Here is a 17,209-nt window from a genome sequence, read left to right on the forward strand (position 1 = left end):
AGGCCGGCGTCCACCTCGCCTCACTCATCCTCTGGCTCAGAGAACCCACCCAAGATCCTTTGCCAGACAGGCCCTAGCGGTCGAGCCTGCTGAGCACCCGGTGGGCGACGGGGTGCGTACGGACGATCTCGGCGAGCGTCGTCGAGCCGCGGGTGATCTTCGCGAACGCGTTCCACGCCGGGCGGAAGCCCGTGAGCGCCGTGTGGAACAGGCCGGGGCGCCGCTCGAAGACCGTGAGCAGCCGCCGCCCGACGGCCATCTCCACGCCGAGGCCCGCCTTGACCGCGAACGCGTAGTTCAGCGCCTGGCGGCGGGCGTCCACCGCGTCGTGGGCCTCGGCGATGCGCACCGCCCACTCCCCCGCGAGCCGCCCCGAGCGCAGCGCGAACGAGATGCCCTCGCGCGTCCACGGCTCCAGCAGGCCCGCCGCGTCCCCGCACACCAGGACCCGGCCCCGCGACAGCGGCGAGTCCTCGCTGCGGCAGCGCGTCAGGTGGCCGGAGGAGACGCCCGGCTCGAAGCCCGCGAGGCCGAGGCGGGCGATGAAGTCCTCCAAGTACCGCTTGGTGGCGGCGCCTTCGCCGCGCGCGGAGATCACGCCGACGGTCAGCGTGTCACCCTTGGGGAACACCCAGCCGTAACTGCCCGGCAGGGGGCCCCAGTCGATGAGCACGCGGCCCGCCCAGTCCTCGGCGACGGTCGCGGGCACCGGGATCTCCGCCTCCAGGCCGAGGTCCACCTGGTCCAGCTTCACCCCGACGTGTGCCCCTATGCGGCTGGCGCTGCCGTCGGCGCCGACGACCGCGCGGGCCAGGACCGTCTCGCCGCCCTGGAGGACGACGGCGACCGTGCGCCGGTCGGGCACGGCGGGCCCGTGCTGCTCCACGCGCGCCACGGTGACGCCGGTCCGCACCTCGGCACCCGCCTTCTGCGCGTGCTCGACGAGCTGCTGGTCGAACTCGGGGCGGTTGATCAGCCCGAACAGCATGTGCCGCGAGCGGCGGGTGCGGGTGAACTTGCCGTCCAGGGTGAACGTGACCGCGTGCACCCGGTCCCGCAGGGGCAGCTCGAAGCCGGGCGGCAGCGCGTCCCGGGACGGGCCGATGATGCCGCCGCCGCACGTCTTGTACCGCGGCAGTTCCGCTTTCTCCAGGACCAGGACGCTGCGTCCCGCCACGGCCGCCGCGTAGGCCGCGGAAGCTCCCGCGGGGCCCGCGCCGACCACGACGACGTCCCACACCTGCCGCGCGTCGTCCGCTGACTTCTCGCTGCTCACGTTGGTCTTCCGCTCCCGATCCCCGTCTTGGCCGCGCTGTCCTTGCTCTGCGGGGCATCCTACGGCGCACGCTCCCGCGACCCTCCTGTGGGAGGATCGGGAACGTGCACACCCCACGCACCGCGCCCACCGGCGCGCGCGGGGGCGCACGTACGAGACCACCGCGAACCGCACCCCCCGTCCCCCCGGGGACGACGTCGCACCTACGAGGAGCGTGCCCATGCCGTCGAATCCGATCGCCGAGACCGTCGCCTCGCTCATGCCGCGGGCGAAGGCGGAGCTCACCGAGCTGGTGGCCTTCAAGTCGGTGGCGGACTTCGCGCAGTACCCGCGCAGCGAGAGCGAGGCCGCCGCGTCCTGGGTGGCCGACGCGCTGCGCGCCGAGGGCTTCCAGGACGTCGCGCTCCTGGACACCCCGGACGGCACGCAGTCCGTGTACGGCTTCCTGCCCGGCCCCGCGGACGCCCCGACGGTCCTGCTGTACGCGCACTACGACGTGCAGCCGCCGCTGGACGAGGCGGGCTGGGACACGCCGCCGTTCGAGCTGACCGAGCGGGCCGGCCGCTGGTACGGGCGCGGCAGCGCCGACTGCAAGGGCGGTGTGATCATGCACCTGCTCGCGCTGCGCGCGCTGAAGGCCGACGGCGGTGTCCCGGTGAACGTCAAGTTCATCGCGGAGGGCTCCGAGGAGCAGGGCACGGGCGGCCTGGAGCGGTACGCGGAGGCGCACCCGGAGCTGCTGCGCGCGGACACGATCGTCATCGGCGACGCGGGCAACTTCCGCGTCGGCCTGCCGACGGTCACCGCGACGCTGCGCGGCATGACCCTCGTCCGCGTCCAGATCGACACCCTGGAGGGCAACCTGCACTCCGGGCAGTTCGGTGGCGCCGCCCCGGACGCGCTCGCCGCCCTGGTCCGCGTCCTCGACTCGCTGCGCGCCGAGGACGGCTCGACCACCGTCGACGGCCTGGACGGCGACGGCGCCTGGGACGGCCTGCAGTACGCGGAGGACGACTTCCGCAAGGACGCCAAGGTCCTCGACGGCGTCGGCCTCATCGGCGAGGGCACGGTCGCCGACCGCATCTGGGCGCGCCCCGCGGTCACCGTGCTCGGCATCGACTGTCCGCCCGTCGTCGGCGCCACGCCGTCGGTGCAGGCTAGCGCGCGGGCGCTGATCAGCCTGCGGGTGCCGCCGGGCGTGGACGCCGCGGAGGCGACGAAGCTGCTGCGCGCCCACCTGGAGGCGCACACGCCGTGGGGCGCCCGGGTGCGCACGGAGCAGATCGGCCAGGGCCAGGCGTTCCGCGCGGACACCACGAGCCCCGCGTACGAGGCGATGGCGGCGGCCCTGCGCGAGGCCTACGACGGCCAGGAGATGCAGGCCTCGGGCATGGGCGGCTCGATCCCGCTGTGCAACACGCTGGCCGCGCTGTACCCCGAGGCGGAGATCCTCCTCATCGGCCTGAGCGAGCCGGAGGCGCAGATCCACGCCGTGAACGAGAGCGTGTCCCCCGAGGAGCTGGAGCGCATGTCCGTCGCGGAGGCGCTGTTCCTCCAGCGGTACGCGGCCAAGGGCTGACCCCGGCGGCGGCCCGCTCCCCGGCCGAGGAGCGGGCTGCTCGCCTGACGGCGGCCTCTGCCACGGGCAGAAGCCGTACGCTCCAGGCGAAAGGGCCGCGCCTGCCGTCCGCTCCCGTGCGTACGGTCACCGCATGAATGCCTTGGAGATCATCGAACTGCGGCCCCGCCTCCACCTGTTCCGCTTCCCCGTGGGCCAGGCGTACCTGTGGCGCGACGGTGACGAGCTGACCCTCGTCGACGCCGGACCGCCCGGCTCCGGACCCGCCCTCCTGGACGCGATCACTCAGCTCGGACTGCGCCCGGGCGCGCTGCGGCGCGTCGTGCTCACCCACTTCCACGGCGACCACTCCGGCGGCGCCGGCGAGGTCGCGGAGGCGACCGGCGCCGCCGTGTTCGCCCACCACCTGGACGCGCCCATGGTGCGCGGCGAGGTGCCGGGCCCCGCCGCGGTCCTTGAGGACTGGGAGGTGCCGCTCTTCGAGACGGTGACGAAAGACGTGCCGAAGCCCACGGAGCAGCACGTGTACGCCGCCGAGCTCCAGGAGGTCACGGACGGCGACGTGCTGCCCTTCGCCGGCGGCGCACACGTCGTCGGCGCGCCGGGGCACACGCGGGGCAGCATCGGCCTGCACCTGCCGGAGCACGGCGTCCTGTTCACCGGGGACGCCGTCGCGCAGGCGCCCGGCGCCGGGGTACTCCTCGGCGTGTTCAACCAGGACAAGGCGCAGGCCGTCGCGTCGTTCCGGCGGCTCGCCGCGCTGGAGGCGGACACCGCGTGCTTCGGCCACGGCGATCCGGTCCGCGCGGACGCGGCGGCGGTGCTGCGCGCGGCGGCGGCGCGGTACGTGACCGCCTAGGAGCCGACCGGCTCGCCCGCCTCCAGGTACAGCGGCGCGCCCCGCTCCCGCGCCCGCAGCGCCCAGCGCAGCCGCACGTAGCGCATCGGCGGCAGCAGCCGGGCCGCCTCCTCCTCGGTGACGAACCGCCAGTCGCGCAGTTCGGGGCCGGGCAGCAGGAGGCGCTGCGCGTCGGAGCCGTGCAGGACGCCGCCGTCGAAGAGCAGGCGCATGCCGCCGTACCCGGGCGGCCGGGGCGGCTCCCAGTCGGCGACCAGGAGCCGGGGGGTGCCGGTGAGGTGGATGCCGGTCTCCTCGGCGACCTCGCGCACCCCGGCGCGCGCGGGCGCCTCGCCCCGTTCGACGACACCGCCGGGGAACTCCCAGCCGGGCTTGTACGTCGGGTCGACGAGGAGCACCCGGTCCTGCTCGTCGAAGAGCAGCACGCCCGCGGCGAGGGTCTCCGCGGTGGGCTCGGGTGTCTGCACGATGTCGCAGGCGGAGGCGGCGCCGGTGCGCACGGCGTCCGCGATGCGCTCGGCCGTCTCGTACGGGGTGAGGGAGGTGGTGTCGAGGCGGTGGGTGTCGGCGCCCAGCCAGGACACGAGCGCGGCGTGGTAGGGCTCGATGGGGTCGAACGGCCACGCGGGTACGCGCGGTTCGCCGTCGCGCGGGTCCAGGGATGCGTCGCGCGGGTCCAGGGGTGCGTCGCGCGGGTCCAGGGGTGCGTCGCGCGGGTCGGGTGCGTCGCGTGCGGCCACGCGTGCGCGCAGGATCGTTTCGTCCGGAGCGAGCAGGATGTGGCGTATCGCTATCCTGCGTGAGGCGAGGCCGCCGAAGATCTCGTCGCGGTACTCCTGCCGCAGCAGTGTCATCGGCACCACCAGGACCCCGCCGAGCTCCGCGAGCAGCCCGGCCGCCGTGTCGATGACGAGGCGCCGCCAGATCGGCAGGTCCTGGTAATCGCCCACCTCGGCGAGGTGCTTGGCGGGCAGCAGGTACGGCAGGGCGTCGCCGATGACCTCGGGGTCGAACAGCGTGCTGTTCGGGATCAGCTCGACCAGTTCCCGCGCGGCGGTGGTCTTGCCCGCACCGAATGCCCCATTGATCCAGACGATCACGTTTCCCCCTCTTCTGTTGACCCCCAGTGGCTTGCCCGCCAAACGGTGCCACGGAAACCAGCCGCCGCCGAGCGCGGCCACCGCCAGACCAAAAGGCGCCACATCCTGTCAAGTCCCTCGCGGCAACTTCGCCCCAAAGAGTGGCAGCACCCTCCCGCGAATCGTTCCCGCACGGCATAAGGGGCCCGCACCCGCTAGCGTGATCCGCCAGGCACCCCGGCCCCCGGTGACCTCATCCGGTTGCTTCACCGCACCGCCCTGGTCGTGAACCGGCCCGGGCCCTGCACTGGGGGGATTTGTGCATCAGGACGAGTGCTGCGACGCGGCGCGCGCGGCTCCCGACTCACCGCCGCGGGTGTACGCGTGCGGGGACGGCGTCGTGGTGGAACTGCACGGCGAGATCGACCTCGTGGGCCACCAGCGGGCGGCCCCCGTCCTCGACCCGGTGACCTCCGGCGACGCCCGCACCGTCGTGATCGATCTGACGCACGCGACGTTCATCGACTGCTCCTGCCTGACCCTGCTCATGCGGGCGTGGCGCCGTGTGACGTCGCGCGGCGCGCGACTGCGGGTGGTGTGCGCCGACCGCATGGCGCTGCACCTGATGAGCATCACCGGCCTGCGGGTGACACTGGCGCCGGTGGCCACGGTCGACGAGGCGCTGGGGCGCCCGGCCCCGAGGGCCCGGCGCGGGGCCTGACGGGCCCTGGCCGATTACGGACCTCCGTGGTGCGCCGTGCGCCGCGGTGTCACGTGTCCGTGGACCTTGTCGGCGGCACGCCGTGTCTGGAACACGGCGGGTGCGGACGGCGAGTACGGGCGGCGGGTGCGAACGGAGCGCTGACTCAACCCTGCTCGTCGGCCTGCCCCGGCAGAGGGGCGTCGCATGGAGGGACGTGCGCCACGGCCGGGGCGGCCCGGACACCGGTCCGGACCGCCCCGGCCGTGGTCGTCAGGACTGCGGCCGCTTCCCGTGGTTGGCCCCGTGCTTGCGGCGGGCCTTCTTCTTGCGGCGGCGCTTCGAGGACATCGGTGCTCCTCTCCTTACGACTGCGGACGTCCCACCCGGCACTCCGGGCTGTCCACCCACCGTGGCACACCCCGGCCCCCCACGCGAAATGAGCCGCTCACGTCACGGAGTGCTCGGCACGGGTGTGGCGTGACAGGTGTCCGGCTCCGCGAGCGCCTCCGGCACCGTCGCGTCGATGATCTCGTCGAGGCGTGACCGGGCGGCGAGGAGCCCGGCGACGGCCTCGTCGATGCGGTCCCGCTCCTTGGTGAGGTCCGGCAGCATGCCCGAGCAGGCGGGCGCGAGCGTCCTGCCGTCGTCGACCATGCAGGGCAGGAGCTTCGCGATGGTGGCGGTGCTGAGCCCGGCGGCCAGCAGCACGCGGATGCCGCGCACGGTGGCCGCGTCCTCCTCCGTGTACTCGCGGTACCCGCTGGGCCGCCGCGCGGGGGCGAGCAGCCCCTGCTCCTCGTAGTAGCGCAGGAGCCGCTGGCTCACGCCGGTCCGCCGGGAGAACTCACCCATGCGCATGTGATCACCGCCACGTCCCGTTGACTCTCACACCGATGTGAGGGAGCAGTCTACGGCGCATGACGAACCATGAATCAGCTACACGTTCCGCGGCGGACACCCGCCCCGCGGCACCCGTCACCGTCGTCGGCCTGGGCCCCATGAGGCTCGTCCTCGCCGAGACCCTCCTGGCCAAGGGCCACCCCACGACCGTCTGGAACCGCACCCCTGAGCGCGCCACCGACCTGGTCGCCCGAGGGGCCCGGCTCGCCGGGAGCGTGGCGGACGCGCTCGCCGCGAGCCCGGTCACCCTGATGTGCCTCAACACCTACGACACCATGTACGAGGTCTTCGACCCGGCCGGGGACGCCCTCGCGGGCCGGGCCCTGGTGAACCTCAACTCCGGTACGCCGCGGGAGGCGCGCGCGGCGGCCGCCTGGGCGGCCGGTCGCGGCCTGGCCTATCTCGACGGCTCCGTCATGGTGCCGCCACCGCTCGTGGGGCGGCCCGACGCGGTCTTCCTGTACAGCGGCGACCGCACCGTCTTCGAGGAGCACCGGGACACGCTGGCGAGCCTGGGCGACCCCCGCCACCTCGGCGAGGACGCCACCCTCGCGGTGCTCCACAACACGGCGCTGCTGCATCTGATGTACGCGACCGCCAACGGCTTCCTGCACGCCTCGGCCCTGGTGGGCTCGGCGGGGGTGTCCGCGGCGGACTTCTCGCGGCTCGCGCTCGACTGGTTCCTGCCCGGCGTCCTGCGGCCGATGCTCGCCCAGTACGCGCCCGCCCTGGACAGCGCCCACTACCCCGGCGACCTCGGCACGCTGGTGATGAACCTGAACGCCCTGGAACACATCACCCGCACCAGCGCGGAGCAGGGCGTCCACACCGACCTGCCGCGTCTGATGCAGCAACTCGCCGAGCGCGCGGTCGCCCAGGGGCACGGCGACCACAACTACCTGTCGGTGTACGAGATCTTCAAGCAGCCGTCCCAGGACGCGGGCGCGCGGCAGTCGGCGGGGGCCGCGGTACCCGCCTCAGGTGACGGCCCGGCGGTAGACCTGCCGTGAACCGCCTTCGGGGCCCGGAGGCGCGGCTTCAGCCGGGGTGAAGCCCAGGCGCTCGTAGAAGACCCGGGCGCCGCTGGCGACCGCGCCCGGGTGGTCGGCGCCGAAGGTGACGACCTCGATGCTGCCCGGGCCCCGCACGAACCTGTCGACCGCGTCCGCGAGCAGCGCGCGGCCGACGCCCGTCCCGCGCGCCTGCTGCGAGACGACGAGCCAGTCGACGTGGTGGACGGGGGGCTCGCCGCCGAACAGCAGGCCGCCGACGACGTCCGGTCCCGAGACGGCGACGAGCGCCGTGGACCGGCGGATGTGCTCGTCCACGGCGTCGTGGAAGGCCGGGACCCCCACCATCGGGCCGAACCAGTGCTCGACCTCGGCCGCCAGGCCGAGGAGACCGGCGACGTCCTGCTCGCGCGCGCATCTGATCATCACCTGAGCAGTCTGGCAGACGGGACCCACCGGGGCCGCGCCCGCCCGGTGTGCGCCCAGGGCTCAGTCGCGCTCGGGCAGCGCCTTCCGCAGCGTCTCGTCCAGGCGCTTCGCCACGTCGCCCACGCTCTGCGGGTTCTTCCCGAACAGCCGGTGCAGTTCGTTGCTGAAGACCTGGGTGAACACCCCGTAGAGCTGGGTGCGGGGGCGCTGGACCGCCGCCTTCAGCGCGGGCAGCAGCACGGGCGCGGCGTACCGCGGCCGGCCGTCCGGCTCCCGGGGCATCTGGTCGGCGGCCTCGCCCGAACGGGACGGCCCGCCGGAGGGGGAGGGCCGCGCCACGGTGCACAGCATGGGCGGGTCCTTGGCGTACGCCGACGTGCGCGTGGCCGCGAACCCCGCCTCCAGCAGGCAGCGTTCGCTCTCCTTGCCGGTGAGGTACGCGACCAGGTCGTCGACGACGTCCGTCCGGTGCCGGGAGTTGCGGGCCACGGCGAGGTTCTGGCCGCCGAGCACCGCCTTGCCCGGCAGCGCCGCCACCCCCAGGGCACCCTTCGGCAGGATCTGGTGGAGGGTGCCGTACGCATAGGGCCAGTGGCGCAGGAACGCCGTGCGGCCGGAGGCGAAGTCGGCCAGGGAGCGGGCCTCGTCGGAGCCCTGGGCGCCGCCGAAGGTGTAGGCGCCGTCCGCGCGGGACCGCAGCTCCGCGAGCCCCTCCTCCAGTCGGGGCACCGAACCGTCGTAGGCGCCCTTGCCGTCCACGAGGTCGGCGACCCGCTCGCCGGCGGAGGCGAAGGCCTCGATGCCGTTGACGGTCAGGCCCTCGTACGCGTCGAGCTGGGTGGTCCAGCCCTTCTCGTACGCGGCGGGGAGCAGGTCGTCCTCCTCCGCCTCGTCGACGGTCTCGATCAGGCCCTTGAGGTCGTCCCAGTCCTTCACCCGGACGCCGCCGTCGGACTGCTGGACCCCCGCCTTGCGCACGTAGTCCTTGCGGTAGTAGAGCACCCCCACGTCGCTGTTGAAGGGCACCGCGTACACCGCGCCCTTCCAGCGGGCCGTCGCGGCCACCGACGGGATGACGTCGCCGTCCACGAGCCGGGGGTCGAGCTCGCGCACGGCCTTCGCCGCGGCGAACTCCGGCACCCAGGTCACGTCCAGGTTGACGACGTCGTAGGCGGAGCTGCCCGACTGGAGCGCGCCGAGCAACTGGCTGCGCTGCTGGTCGGCGGTGCCCGGCAGTTCCACGAGGCGCGCCGTGTAGCCGCTGTTCCTGCGGCGCTGCTGCTCGTTCCACGCGTCGACGAGCTGCTGGCGCACGCCGCTGCGACCGGTGACGTCGCGGCCGCTGGCGATCACGATGGTGCCGCCGTCGGCCGCGCCGTCCGAGACGTCGTCGGCCCGCTGGTCGCCGCCGCCCGTGCAGGCCGACGCGGCCAGGAGCAGCGCCAGGGCCGCGGCCACGCCCCTTCCCGGGCGGTGCGGGGACCGGTCGGTCATGCTCCGTCGCCTCCTTCGGGCACGTCGCCCTGGCCCGTGCGGGCGACCTCGTCGCGCAGCCCCGCCGCCAGGTCGTCCGAGGCGTCCAGGCAGGACCCGCCGCTCACGTCGGCGATGCGCCGGTCCGGGGTGCCCCGGTCGCAGCCGCCGCCGGTGAAGGACACCATGAGCACCGGGACCCCCTTGGCCTCGGCGGACACGAGTACGTCGTCGAGCCTGCCGCGCGCGCCCTCGCGGTCGTTGTCCTCGCCGTCGGTGAGGAAGACGACCAACTGGGGGCGGTCGTCGGCCCCGCTGCCCCGGCGGTCCAGCTCGTCCAGGGCGGCGCCCAGCGCCGCGTAGGGGTCGGCCTGCGCGTCCACGACCTCGGCCTTCTCCTCGAGAGCCCGCTGGGCGGTGGTCCGCGGCCAGCGGCCGAGGGGCAGCAGGGCCCGGTACGGGCGGGGGGCGCCGTCCGGCGAGGCCACCGCCCAGATGCCGTACTCGTCCTGCGCGCCGAGCCCGGGCAGGGACTGTTCGACCAGGGCCGGGGCGCCCCCGGTGCCCTCCCAGAGGTCGCTCATCGAGCCCGAGCTGTCCAGCAGGAACAGCACCCGTCCCGGGCCGGTGGCCCGGCGGTAGGCGGTCAGGACCTCGTCCAGCCGGTCGGCCCGCGCGGTCACGGGCGCCGGGTCGGGGGCGCCGAGCGTGCCCGCGCCGGTCTCCGGAGGGTTCGGCACGGCCGCCGCCTCGCCCCGCGCGGGCCAGAAGCCGTCCCCGCGGAACACCCGCTGCCCCTCGCGCCCGGCGAGCCAGCGCCGGAAGTCGTGGACGGCGTCGTCCCGCGCCTCCTTGGCCCCCTCGGCGTTGTCCCAGGTCACCTTGACGAAGACGGGGGCGAGCCCCGGCACGTCGCTCGGGTAGGCGGCGACGCGCGGCCGGCGGGTGCGGGCCGCGCAGTCCACCCCGGCCCGCAGCAGGTACTCCGGGACGAGCGCCGCGGTACGGGCGTCGGCCTGCCGGTCCTGCGGCAGCTCGCACAGCAGCTCCTGCCCCGTGCGCGCCGGCGGACCGGGCCGGGCCAGGGAGCGCTCGACCGCGGTGGACTTCCGCGAGGCGTACAGGGCGGCGGTGGTGAGCAGCCCGGAGTCCGCGGACTCGGGGTCCGTACGCGCCACTTCACCCCCGGGCAGCCGCTGCCGGAACGCCTCGACGAGGCGGCCGAGCTCCCCCTTGCGCTCCTCCCCCGCGGGTTCGCCCCTGCCCCGGGGCACGGCGAGGACCATCGGCGAACGGGCGAGGGGCGCGGACGGCTTGCCGAGCTCCGCGACGGCGGCCGACCCGCCGCCCCCGCTGGTCCGCTCGGCCCGCTCGACGTCCGCGCCGCTCGCCGGGATCCAGATGTCGGGCTGGGCTCCGACGTCGCGCTGGGGGTCGAGGGCGGATTCGGGACGCGCGGACGTGTCGGTTCCGTCCGCTCCCCCGCGCTCGGTGATGTTCCCCGGCGGCTTCTGCCAGGCGTGCGTACGGTCGCGGAAGGCCGTGACGGCGTCGGCGGCGCGGGCCGCGTAAACGGTGACCAGGGCGCGCGGGCAGCCGTCCGCCGCCTCGTTGGCCTCCGAGGTCAGATAGGCGTGGGCCGCGTCCCGGACGGTGTTCTCCAGGTCGGGGTCGGTGAGCAGGCGCAGCTCCTGGGGGGCGACACAGGCGGCCTGCTCGCCGGACCAGTTGGCGGCGAGGTATCCGGCCGTGCCGACCAGGGCGGCGGAGACGAGGGTGACGGCGGCGGCGCGGCGCACCTTCGGGTTCCGGTACCAGGAGGGGGGCGGCGGATGCCAGGTGAGCCAGCCGCTCGGCAGGTGGGACGAGGTGCCGGCCCGGGCGGCGAGGACCACGTCGACACCGTCGTCACCCCGGCGGAGCTGCGGAACCCAGGGCTCCGCGCGCAGGGTGAGCAGGCCGCGCTCCTGGAACTCCTCGCGCAGGGACTGCCCGAGGTCCTCCAGGGTCATGTCGCCGCCGTGCCCGCCGGCGCCTTCGCGCAGCGTCCGGGCGAGCGCCTCGGTGAAGGGCGTGGGGGTCGAGTCGTCCCCCGCGTCGATCTTGTGCCCGGCCTGCACGCTCATCAGCAGCGAGAACTTCCGCCTGGCCCGGTACTCCAGTGCTTCCAGGACGCGGGCGCCGTTGCCCGCGAAGCAGCAGTCCAGGACGACGACCACGCGCTGGGCCCGGGTGTTGGCGAGGATGGCCAGGACCTCCGTGAGGCGCGTCGCGCCCGGGAAGACGTCGGCGCTTCCCGGGATCGTGCGCGCCTTGGGCATCTGCAGCCAGAGTTCCTCGCCACCCGACGGGACGGCGCCGTGCCCGGCGAAGTAGAACAGCAGCAGCCCGGTGGCGGCCCCGGCGGCCGCCACGAGGGCTTCGGTGAGGTCCTCGGTGCCGCCGGGCCGGCACATGACGACCTCGTCCTCGCCGCTCTCGTCGGCGGACCCCTCGCTGAACATCCCGCCCGCGTACAGGGCGTCCCGCAGCAGCGGCAGGTTCTTCTCCACGGCTTCCAGGTCGCCGAGCACCCCGCCCGCGACCTCATTTGCCTTGTGTTCGTACGCGGAGACTCCCACGAGCAGCGCCCGGTTCACCCTCCCCCTCGGGTCGTAGCGCTCCACGGGGTTACTCCCTGTCAGCCGCGTCGGCGTCCGGGTCGGTCGCCTCAGGGGGCCCGGCGGCACCGTCCGTACCGCTCACTCCGGCAGGACGGGCGGGACCGCCGGATGCGGCGGAACCAGCGGGACCGGCGGAACCGGCGGAACCGGCAGGTCCGGCGGAACCGCCGGGGCCAGCGGGACCGGTGGGTCCGACCGGCTCGATACGGTGCTCAGGCGGATCGCCGCTCTCCACGGAGCGGCGGTTCTCCCGCCACGCCTGGACGCCGCTCTTCACCTTGTCGTACACGTCGTTGAAGAAGGGCTGGCTCACGGCGGTGAGCAGCACGACCAGGATCTCGAGGCCGGCCCCCATCGGACGGCCGCGCGCATCCGCGCTGTCCGTGCTGTCCGCCCGCAGCTCGATGCGGAGCTTCTCCTGCTCGGCCCACGCCTCCAGGGCGAGCTCCCGCTCCAGCCACTTCTTCAGCGCCCTGACGTCGCTGTCACCCGCGGCGCCACCCACCAGCGTGATCCGCAGTGCCCTGCGGTCCCCGTCCTCGCCAGATGTCATAACTCACCATTGTGGCGCGGCATCTGACAGTACGGCAGTTCCTTGCACGCAGCAGCCGTCGCGACACGCGGAGGTGTGGGTCCCGACTGCGGCGGTCGGCCCGTGGTAGGCCTGGTTGTGCCATGGATGGGAGGGTTGTGATGGTTGATGTGTCTGGCGAATGCGGTCCCGCCCGGTTGGGCGTGGAGATGCGCGAGACGACGTTCCCGGACGGCACACGGGGTCTGATCACGGTGCAGGCCGGTCTGTCGCAGGACGAGGTCGACCTGGCCGCCGCCGAGGTCTGGGCCGATGCGTCGGGAGGACGGCGCGGCAAGGGCCGAGAGGCAAGCTGACCGCTCACGACCGCGCCTCCATTCGTCCGGGTGGGGGCGCGGTCTCCGCGGGGAAGCGGTGGGCCGCCGGGGGCCGAGGGCATCGCGGATGGACTCCGACGTGCGGTCTTCCGCCCGCGGCCACTGGCGCCGCGGCGACTGAAAGGAATGTCTCCGCAGGTCCGCCGCTCACCCCTTGCCGGCCCCCAGGGTCAGCCCCGCGATGAAGTGACGCTGGAGGAGCAGGAAGACCAGGATCATGGGCAGGGCCACCAGGATGGAGCCCGCGGGCGGGGTCCAGGCCCGGCCTCCATCACCGTCCTGCATATGTACATATGTGCATATTCCGAGAAGCATGTACACTACAAGAGTCGCGTCACATGCCTCCCACCCCGGGTGAATCCGGAGGCTAGGCGTCCTCGGCGGGCGTGGCGCGGAGGTGGGATATGACGGTCTCGCGGTAGCCGGTGGCGTCGGCGTGCTGGAGGGCCCACTGGTCGGGTCCGAGCTGGCCGAGGCTGTCGCCGGAGGCGGCGGGGCAGTCGGCGCATTCGATGCGGCGATGGGAGGGCTGCGCGGGGCCGGCACCGAGGGCCCAGTCGATGTAGCGGGTAGCTGGTGCGCACCATGGTTACACCCCCGACTGGTCGGTGGTCTGGCGCGCCCGCTGGTGATCTCCAGGCTGGCTCATGTCGACGCCCCCGTTCGACGGCCATGCCCCCGGGCCATTTGGCTGGCGTGTCGGCGTCCCCGCCCATGATGGGCGGGGACGTCTTGCTGTCTAGCGGCCGGTCGTTGGCTGTTCTCCGTCGTCGGGTTGGTCGTCGGGGCGGGCGCGGTCGTCGATGACGATTCGGACGGGGGTGCCGGGGTCGCCGCTGTGTGGCCTGTCGATGATCGCCTGCACGGCTTTGGTGATCTTGTTTTGGATGTGGTCGGCGATTGCCCGCGTGACGGGATTCTTCGTGTCGCGGGTGACGTGGGCGAGGCTGGTGATGGCGGCTACGAGGCTGGGGCCGGAGAGGCGGACGCTGACGAATCCGTCGTCGTCCTGGACGGCGCCGGGGATGTGGAAGTGCTGCTCGTTCCCGGCGACTTGGATGAGGAATGCCCAGGTGTCGCGGTGTGCTTCGACGGTGGCGTGGGCGATGCCGGCGGCGGCTCGCAGGATGTCGCTGTCGGGCTCGCCTCGCTCGCGGTCCTCTGGTTCAGCGGGCTCGGCAGGCTCGGCGGCGGGTTCGTCGTCCGACTGCTCGGCAGGTGCCGGCTCGGGCTCGGGTAACGGTGCCGCTGCGACTGCGGGGCGTGCCTGCACGTTTTCGGCGCACTTCTTGAGTTGGCTGTCGAGACCGCCGATGTCGCCACGGATGGCGACAAGCTCGGTGCTGATGCGGGTGAGGGGGGTGCCGATGGTGTCGCGGGTGCGGTCGAGTCCGTCACGGATGACGGCTCGGTTTTCGGTGAGGCCGGTGCTGAGGGTTGCGGTGGTGTCCTGCCGGATCTGGTCGATGGCGAGTTGCTGGTCGGCGACTTGCTGCTTGAGTGCGGCGAGGTCGGAGCTGATTTGTCCGAGCTGGCCGATGATCTGCCGGAGCAGTTCTGCGTTGTCGTTGCCGAAGAGCGCCATAGGCCCCCCTGCGGTTGTCGGCTGAGGTGGCCAGAGTGGAACCCGCCTGATTTGACGACAAGCGCGTGAAACTGCCAATGGGTGCACATACCCGGCGCACATGCGCTGCTTGTTCCGCAGTTTGGTACGTCCGCTGCCGGGTGCGGCTGCGGCGCGGCGCCATCGTGCGGTAGGTCGATCCAGGGGCGGCCAGTGCTGCTCACCTTCGAGGACGGCAGCACCCTCCGATGAGAAGGAGCAGCGGTCCTGGGTCACGGAAACGTGATCTTGTCAACGTGTCGACGTCCGTATCCTTCAGCGGGTGAGTCTGATCGAGGTGGGTCCCGGGCAGGTCGAACTCGTCGTGCGGGGGCCGGGGGCGCTGGCGACCTCTGTCCGGTTGTTCGACTGGTCGCATGCGGATGAGTACGAAACCGTCTTTGCGGTGGAGGCCGTTGCTGATGGCGTGCGCGCGCGGCTCGAGAACGTGACCGTCACCGTCTGGGATGACATGAGCGAGTTTTTCGACGGCCTCGCGCGAGACTTCCGTGGCTGGGAGGGGGAGCGGGTCTGGACCAACAACAACCTGGTCCTGACGGCGACCTTCGGCTCGGGTGGGCATGTGTATCTGGACTGGACTCTTCGGTCCGGCTTCTGTCCCGGTGACTGGAAGTGCACGGTGACGACCGTGATCGAAGCCGGTGAAGGGATGACGGCTGTAGCTGCGGACCTGCGGGAAATCCTGGGCCAGGGGTAGATCGACCCCGATCGCTCCGCGCAGGCACCACGCGCCAGGTTCAGCCGACGGCTTGCTGCTCAGCACGGGCTCGGGTGGTGGCGAGAAGGTAGGAGTCGGTGCCGGTCTCGACGATGCTGCCGCCGAAGGTGAGGCGGTCGACGATGGCCGCGCGGAGGCGGGGGTCGGTGAACCGGGCCGCCGTGCTCTTCCCCATGCTCCGCGACGGAACCTTCACGAGCCCCAAACTGCCGCAGCCGGTGGCGGAGAAGCGAGAGGCCAGAGTGTGCTGGTCGATCTCTTTCCTGCTGGGAGGGGGTGGGACCTCCTGGGGTTTTGGGCTGGTATCGCGGGTCCGGTTTTTGATGGCCGGATTTCTCGGCACCATAGTGTGGAGCTGGCCTCGGGGGAGGTTTATCCCGATCGCACGTGTGGGGGCTTACGGAGTCGCGGCTGGACAGTTGTGTTTGTCCAGGTACGAGACCTGCTGTCAGGGCCTCAGATCACGCAACGTGGGGAGCGGGCATTCCAAGTGATTTGGCATATTCGCATGACGACCAAGAGGGGATCTTTCGGGCGTTCGTGACTCGACTGCTGGCAAACGGCCGTCGAAGATGGCGTCCGCCTCGCACAGCAGGCTGTTGGTTCTACACCCGTCTTTGTTGGTTCATGGCCGACCAACAGCGCACAGACGGAGCACTGAGGAAGAGTGGCCAGTGGAGGAGTCGAAGGGCGCCGTTTCGCGTGAGTCTCGCTTGCTTTTCCGGATCGCTGACTGGCTGCGCGGGTCAGGGTTGGGGCTCGCATGCGCGAGTTCTCCCTGGGCTCCGCCGACCCCGCAGCCCCGGCAAGTTTGTGCAAGGTTGCGGTTGCCGGAGCAAGGTCGGGCAAGTTTGTGGCGATCCCAGGTTGGTGCGCGAGAGGGTGGTGGAGGCCGCGCCGGGGGGACGGAGGGCGGGCGGACGGGTTCCGGCCACATTCACAGGCTGCGCAACTTGCGTGCCGCAGGTAGCACCGCACTCCGCCAGACGGGAAGCGGGAGGCCAGAGTGTGCACGTCAGAAGCTGACATTGTTTTTGTCGTCGGGATTCTCCCTGCCTAGGGAGAGAACCGCTTTCCGGAAAGAGGTCCATTCGCGGTGGCCTGGAGTCGACGTCCAGGTAGGTTCCAAGAACGCCAAGCAGAGCCGCGTGTCGGCACCGTCAGGCATCCCCTGTCGGCGCGAAGCGTTCACCCATGGAGGTAACGGAAAGGTAACGATGGATCTTGTGGATCGTCCGCAAGTAGGAGCAGAACAGCTCCGAGCACCGGAAAAATTGCTACCGACGCGGACGGCCGGGTGCTGCGAACACCCGGCCGCCGCAACCGGCGAGCTGCGAACTCGCCGATCACTAAGTCCCAACGCTCAAGAAAGGACTTCATCATGAAGTCTACGCCGAACTCGCAGTCGGGCTTGAAGCCCGGCTACAACCCTGCCGCCGAGCCACCGCATACAGCTCCCCCCTCTGGCGGCACCACACTTCAACGTGAGTCTGATGCTGCGGTACCGGGAGGGCGCGGAGCTGCTGGCGCGCCTTCGGTTGGCGGTGGAGCCGTCGAGTGACGATCCGGACCGTAGACGTCCGTTTGTCTATGGCGAGGACGGGTTCACGGCGAACGACCGGTACATGGCCGCCGAGCATGTCGCGGAGACGCGCCGCGGGCTCGACAGGGCTGTCACCGAGCTGCGTGGGTGGGGGAAGTCCCTGGCGGCTGTTGACTGATGGCGGGTTGCGGCGCCCTTACTCGTCCGGGCAGGTGCGTCGTGATCCGGAGAAACCAGCGCCGTCCGGGGCGCGGAGATCATCTTTGAGTTCAGATCCGCCGCGTCCCTACGGTGCCCCGGCGACAAGAAAGCCCACCCCTGTCGCGCAGGCTTCCCGGCGAGGCGGCAGGTGTGGGCGGCGAACCCTTAGGTCCTGTCTGATAATTGATCTTGTGGTGGGTCGTGGTGAGTTGACGGATGCGGCATGGGATCGGATTGCGCCCA

At 72.3% G+C, this 17,209-nt stretch carries 15 protein-coding genes and 2 pseudogenes; 7 read left to right on the forward strand and 10 right to left on the reverse strand.

Annotated features, from left to right (window positions below; translation table 11 throughout):
* Positions 1-73: 73 nt before the first annotated feature.
* The gene (locus QK440_RS38225; RefSeq protein WP_282797878.1) at positions 74-1,276 is read right to left on the reverse strand and encodes a geranylgeranyl reductase family protein; all 1,203 of its coding nucleotides are present in this window, start codon (positions 1,274-1,276) and stop codon (positions 74-76) included.
* A 220-nt stretch (positions 1,277-1,496) separates the two neighbouring features.
* On the opposite strand from QK440_RS38225, the gene QK440_RS38230 reads away from it, so the two are divergent.
* Complete coding sequence (locus QK440_RS38230) at positions 1,497-2,855, forward strand: dipeptidase (protein ID WP_282797879.1); 1,359 nt, start codon at positions 1,497-1,499, stop codon at positions 2,853-2,855.
* A 142-nt stretch (positions 2,856-2,997) separates the two neighbouring features.
* Positions 2,998-3,714 (forward strand): MBL fold metallo-hydrolase, encoded by a 717-nt coding sequence (locus QK440_RS38235; protein ID WP_282797891.1) that lies wholly within the window; start codon positions 2,998-3,000, stop codon positions 3,712-3,714.
* Here QK440_RS38235 and QK440_RS38240 read toward each other — a convergent pair.
* Positions 3,711-4,814, reverse strand: a complete 1,104-nt coding sequence (locus tag QK440_RS38240; RefSeq protein ID WP_282797880.1) for an NUDIX hydrolase — start codon at positions 4,812-4,814, stop codon at positions 3,711-3,713. The two genes, QK440_RS38235 and QK440_RS38240, sit on opposite strands and share 4 nt — an antisense overlap.
* A 298-nt stretch (positions 4,815-5,112) precedes the next feature.
* Here QK440_RS38240 and QK440_RS38245 point away from each other — a divergent pair, with 298 nt between their 5' ends.
* Positions 5,113-5,514, forward strand: coding sequence for an STAS domain-containing protein (locus tag QK440_RS38245; RefSeq protein ID WP_282797881.1), 402 nt, complete (start codon positions 5,113-5,115; stop codon positions 5,512-5,514).
* Positions 5,515-5,946: 432 nt separating this feature from the next.
* Here QK440_RS38245 and QK440_RS38250 read toward each other — a convergent pair whose 3' ends face one another.
* Complete coding sequence (locus QK440_RS38250; RefSeq protein WP_282797882.1) at positions 5,947-6,354, reverse strand: MerR family transcriptional regulator; 408 nt, start codon at positions 6,352-6,354, stop codon at positions 5,947-5,949.
* Between the two features lie 59 nt (positions 6,355-6,413).
* Between QK440_RS38250 and QK440_RS38255 the strand changes: the two genes are divergently transcribed.
* Positions 6,414-7,406 (forward strand): NAD(P)-binding domain-containing protein, encoded by a 993-nt coding sequence (locus tag QK440_RS38255; protein ID WP_282797883.1) that lies wholly within the window; start codon positions 6,414-6,416, stop codon positions 7,404-7,406.
* Here the strand turns inward: QK440_RS38255 and QK440_RS38260 are convergent.
* From QK440_RS38260 to QK440_RS38275, 4 genes are read right to left on the reverse strand one after another with little or no spacing between them, the layout of a single operon-like run.
* Positions 7,374-7,835, reverse strand: coding sequence for a GNAT family N-acetyltransferase (locus QK440_RS38260; RefSeq protein ID WP_282797884.1), 462 nt, complete (start codon positions 7,833-7,835; stop codon positions 7,374-7,376). The two genes, QK440_RS38255 and QK440_RS38260, sit on opposite strands and share 33 nt — an antisense overlap.
* 60 nt (positions 7,836-7,895) lie before the next feature.
* Positions 7,896-9,329: an extracellular solute-binding protein gene (locus QK440_RS38265; protein WP_282797885.1), complete on the reverse strand. Its 1,434-nt coding sequence runs from the start codon at positions 9,327-9,329 to the stop codon at positions 7,896-7,898.
* On the reverse strand, positions 9,326-11,974 hold the full coding sequence (locus QK440_RS38270; RefSeq protein WP_282797886.1) for a VWA domain-containing protein: 2,649 nt from the start codon (positions 11,972-11,974) through the stop codon (positions 9,326-9,328). The genes QK440_RS38265 and QK440_RS38270 overlap by 4 nt, the downstream gene beginning before the upstream one ends.
* A 4-nt stretch (positions 11,975-11,978) precedes the next feature.
* Positions 11,979-12,524: a hypothetical protein gene (locus tag QK440_RS38275; protein WP_282797887.1), complete on the reverse strand. Its 546-nt coding sequence runs from the start codon at positions 12,522-12,524 to the stop codon at positions 11,979-11,981.
* A 140-nt stretch (positions 12,525-12,664) separates the two neighbouring features.
* On the opposite strand from QK440_RS38275, the gene QK440_RS38280 reads away from it, so the two are divergent.
* Complete coding sequence (locus tag QK440_RS38280) at positions 12,665-12,859, forward strand: hypothetical protein (protein ID WP_282797892.1); 195 nt, start codon at positions 12,665-12,667, stop codon at positions 12,857-12,859.
* A 168-nt stretch (positions 12,860-13,027) separates the two neighbouring features.
* Here QK440_RS38280 and QK440_RS38285 read toward each other — a convergent pair.
* Positions 13,028-13,126, reverse strand: a pseudogene (locus QK440_RS38285) (carbohydrate ABC transporter permease); the annotation flags it as partial.
* Positions 13,127-13,619: 493 nt separating this feature from the next.
* On the reverse strand, positions 13,620-14,465 hold the full coding sequence (locus QK440_RS38290) for a hypothetical protein (RefSeq protein WP_282797888.1): 846 nt from the start codon (positions 14,463-14,465) through the stop codon (positions 13,620-13,622).
* A 301-nt stretch (positions 14,466-14,766) separates the two neighbouring features.
* Here QK440_RS38290 and QK440_RS38295 point away from each other — a divergent pair, with 301 nt between their 5' ends.
* On the forward strand, positions 14,767-15,201 hold the full coding sequence (locus tag QK440_RS38295; RefSeq protein WP_282797889.1) for a DUF6228 family protein: 435 nt from the start codon (positions 14,767-14,769) through the stop codon (positions 15,199-15,201).
* A 40-nt stretch (positions 15,202-15,241) separates the two neighbouring features.
* On the opposite strand, the pseudogene QK440_RS38300 reads toward QK440_RS38295, so the two are convergent.
* Positions 15,242-15,373 (reverse strand): annotated as a pseudogene (locus QK440_RS38300) (AAA family ATPase); the annotation flags it as partial.
* Between the two features lie 1,333 nt (positions 15,374-16,706).
* On the opposite strand from QK440_RS38300, the gene QK440_RS38305 reads away from it, so the two are divergent.
* Positions 16,707-16,943: a hypothetical protein gene (locus QK440_RS38305; RefSeq protein ID WP_282797890.1), complete on the forward strand. Its 237-nt coding sequence runs from the start codon at positions 16,707-16,709 to the stop codon at positions 16,941-16,943.
* Positions 16,944-17,209: the final 266 nt, after the last annotated feature.

Source organism: Streptomyces sp. CC224B, assembly GCF_030010595.1.
Taxonomy (GTDB): Bacteria; Actinomycetota; Actinomycetes; order Streptomycetales; family Streptomycetaceae; genus Streptomyces; species Streptomyces longispororuber.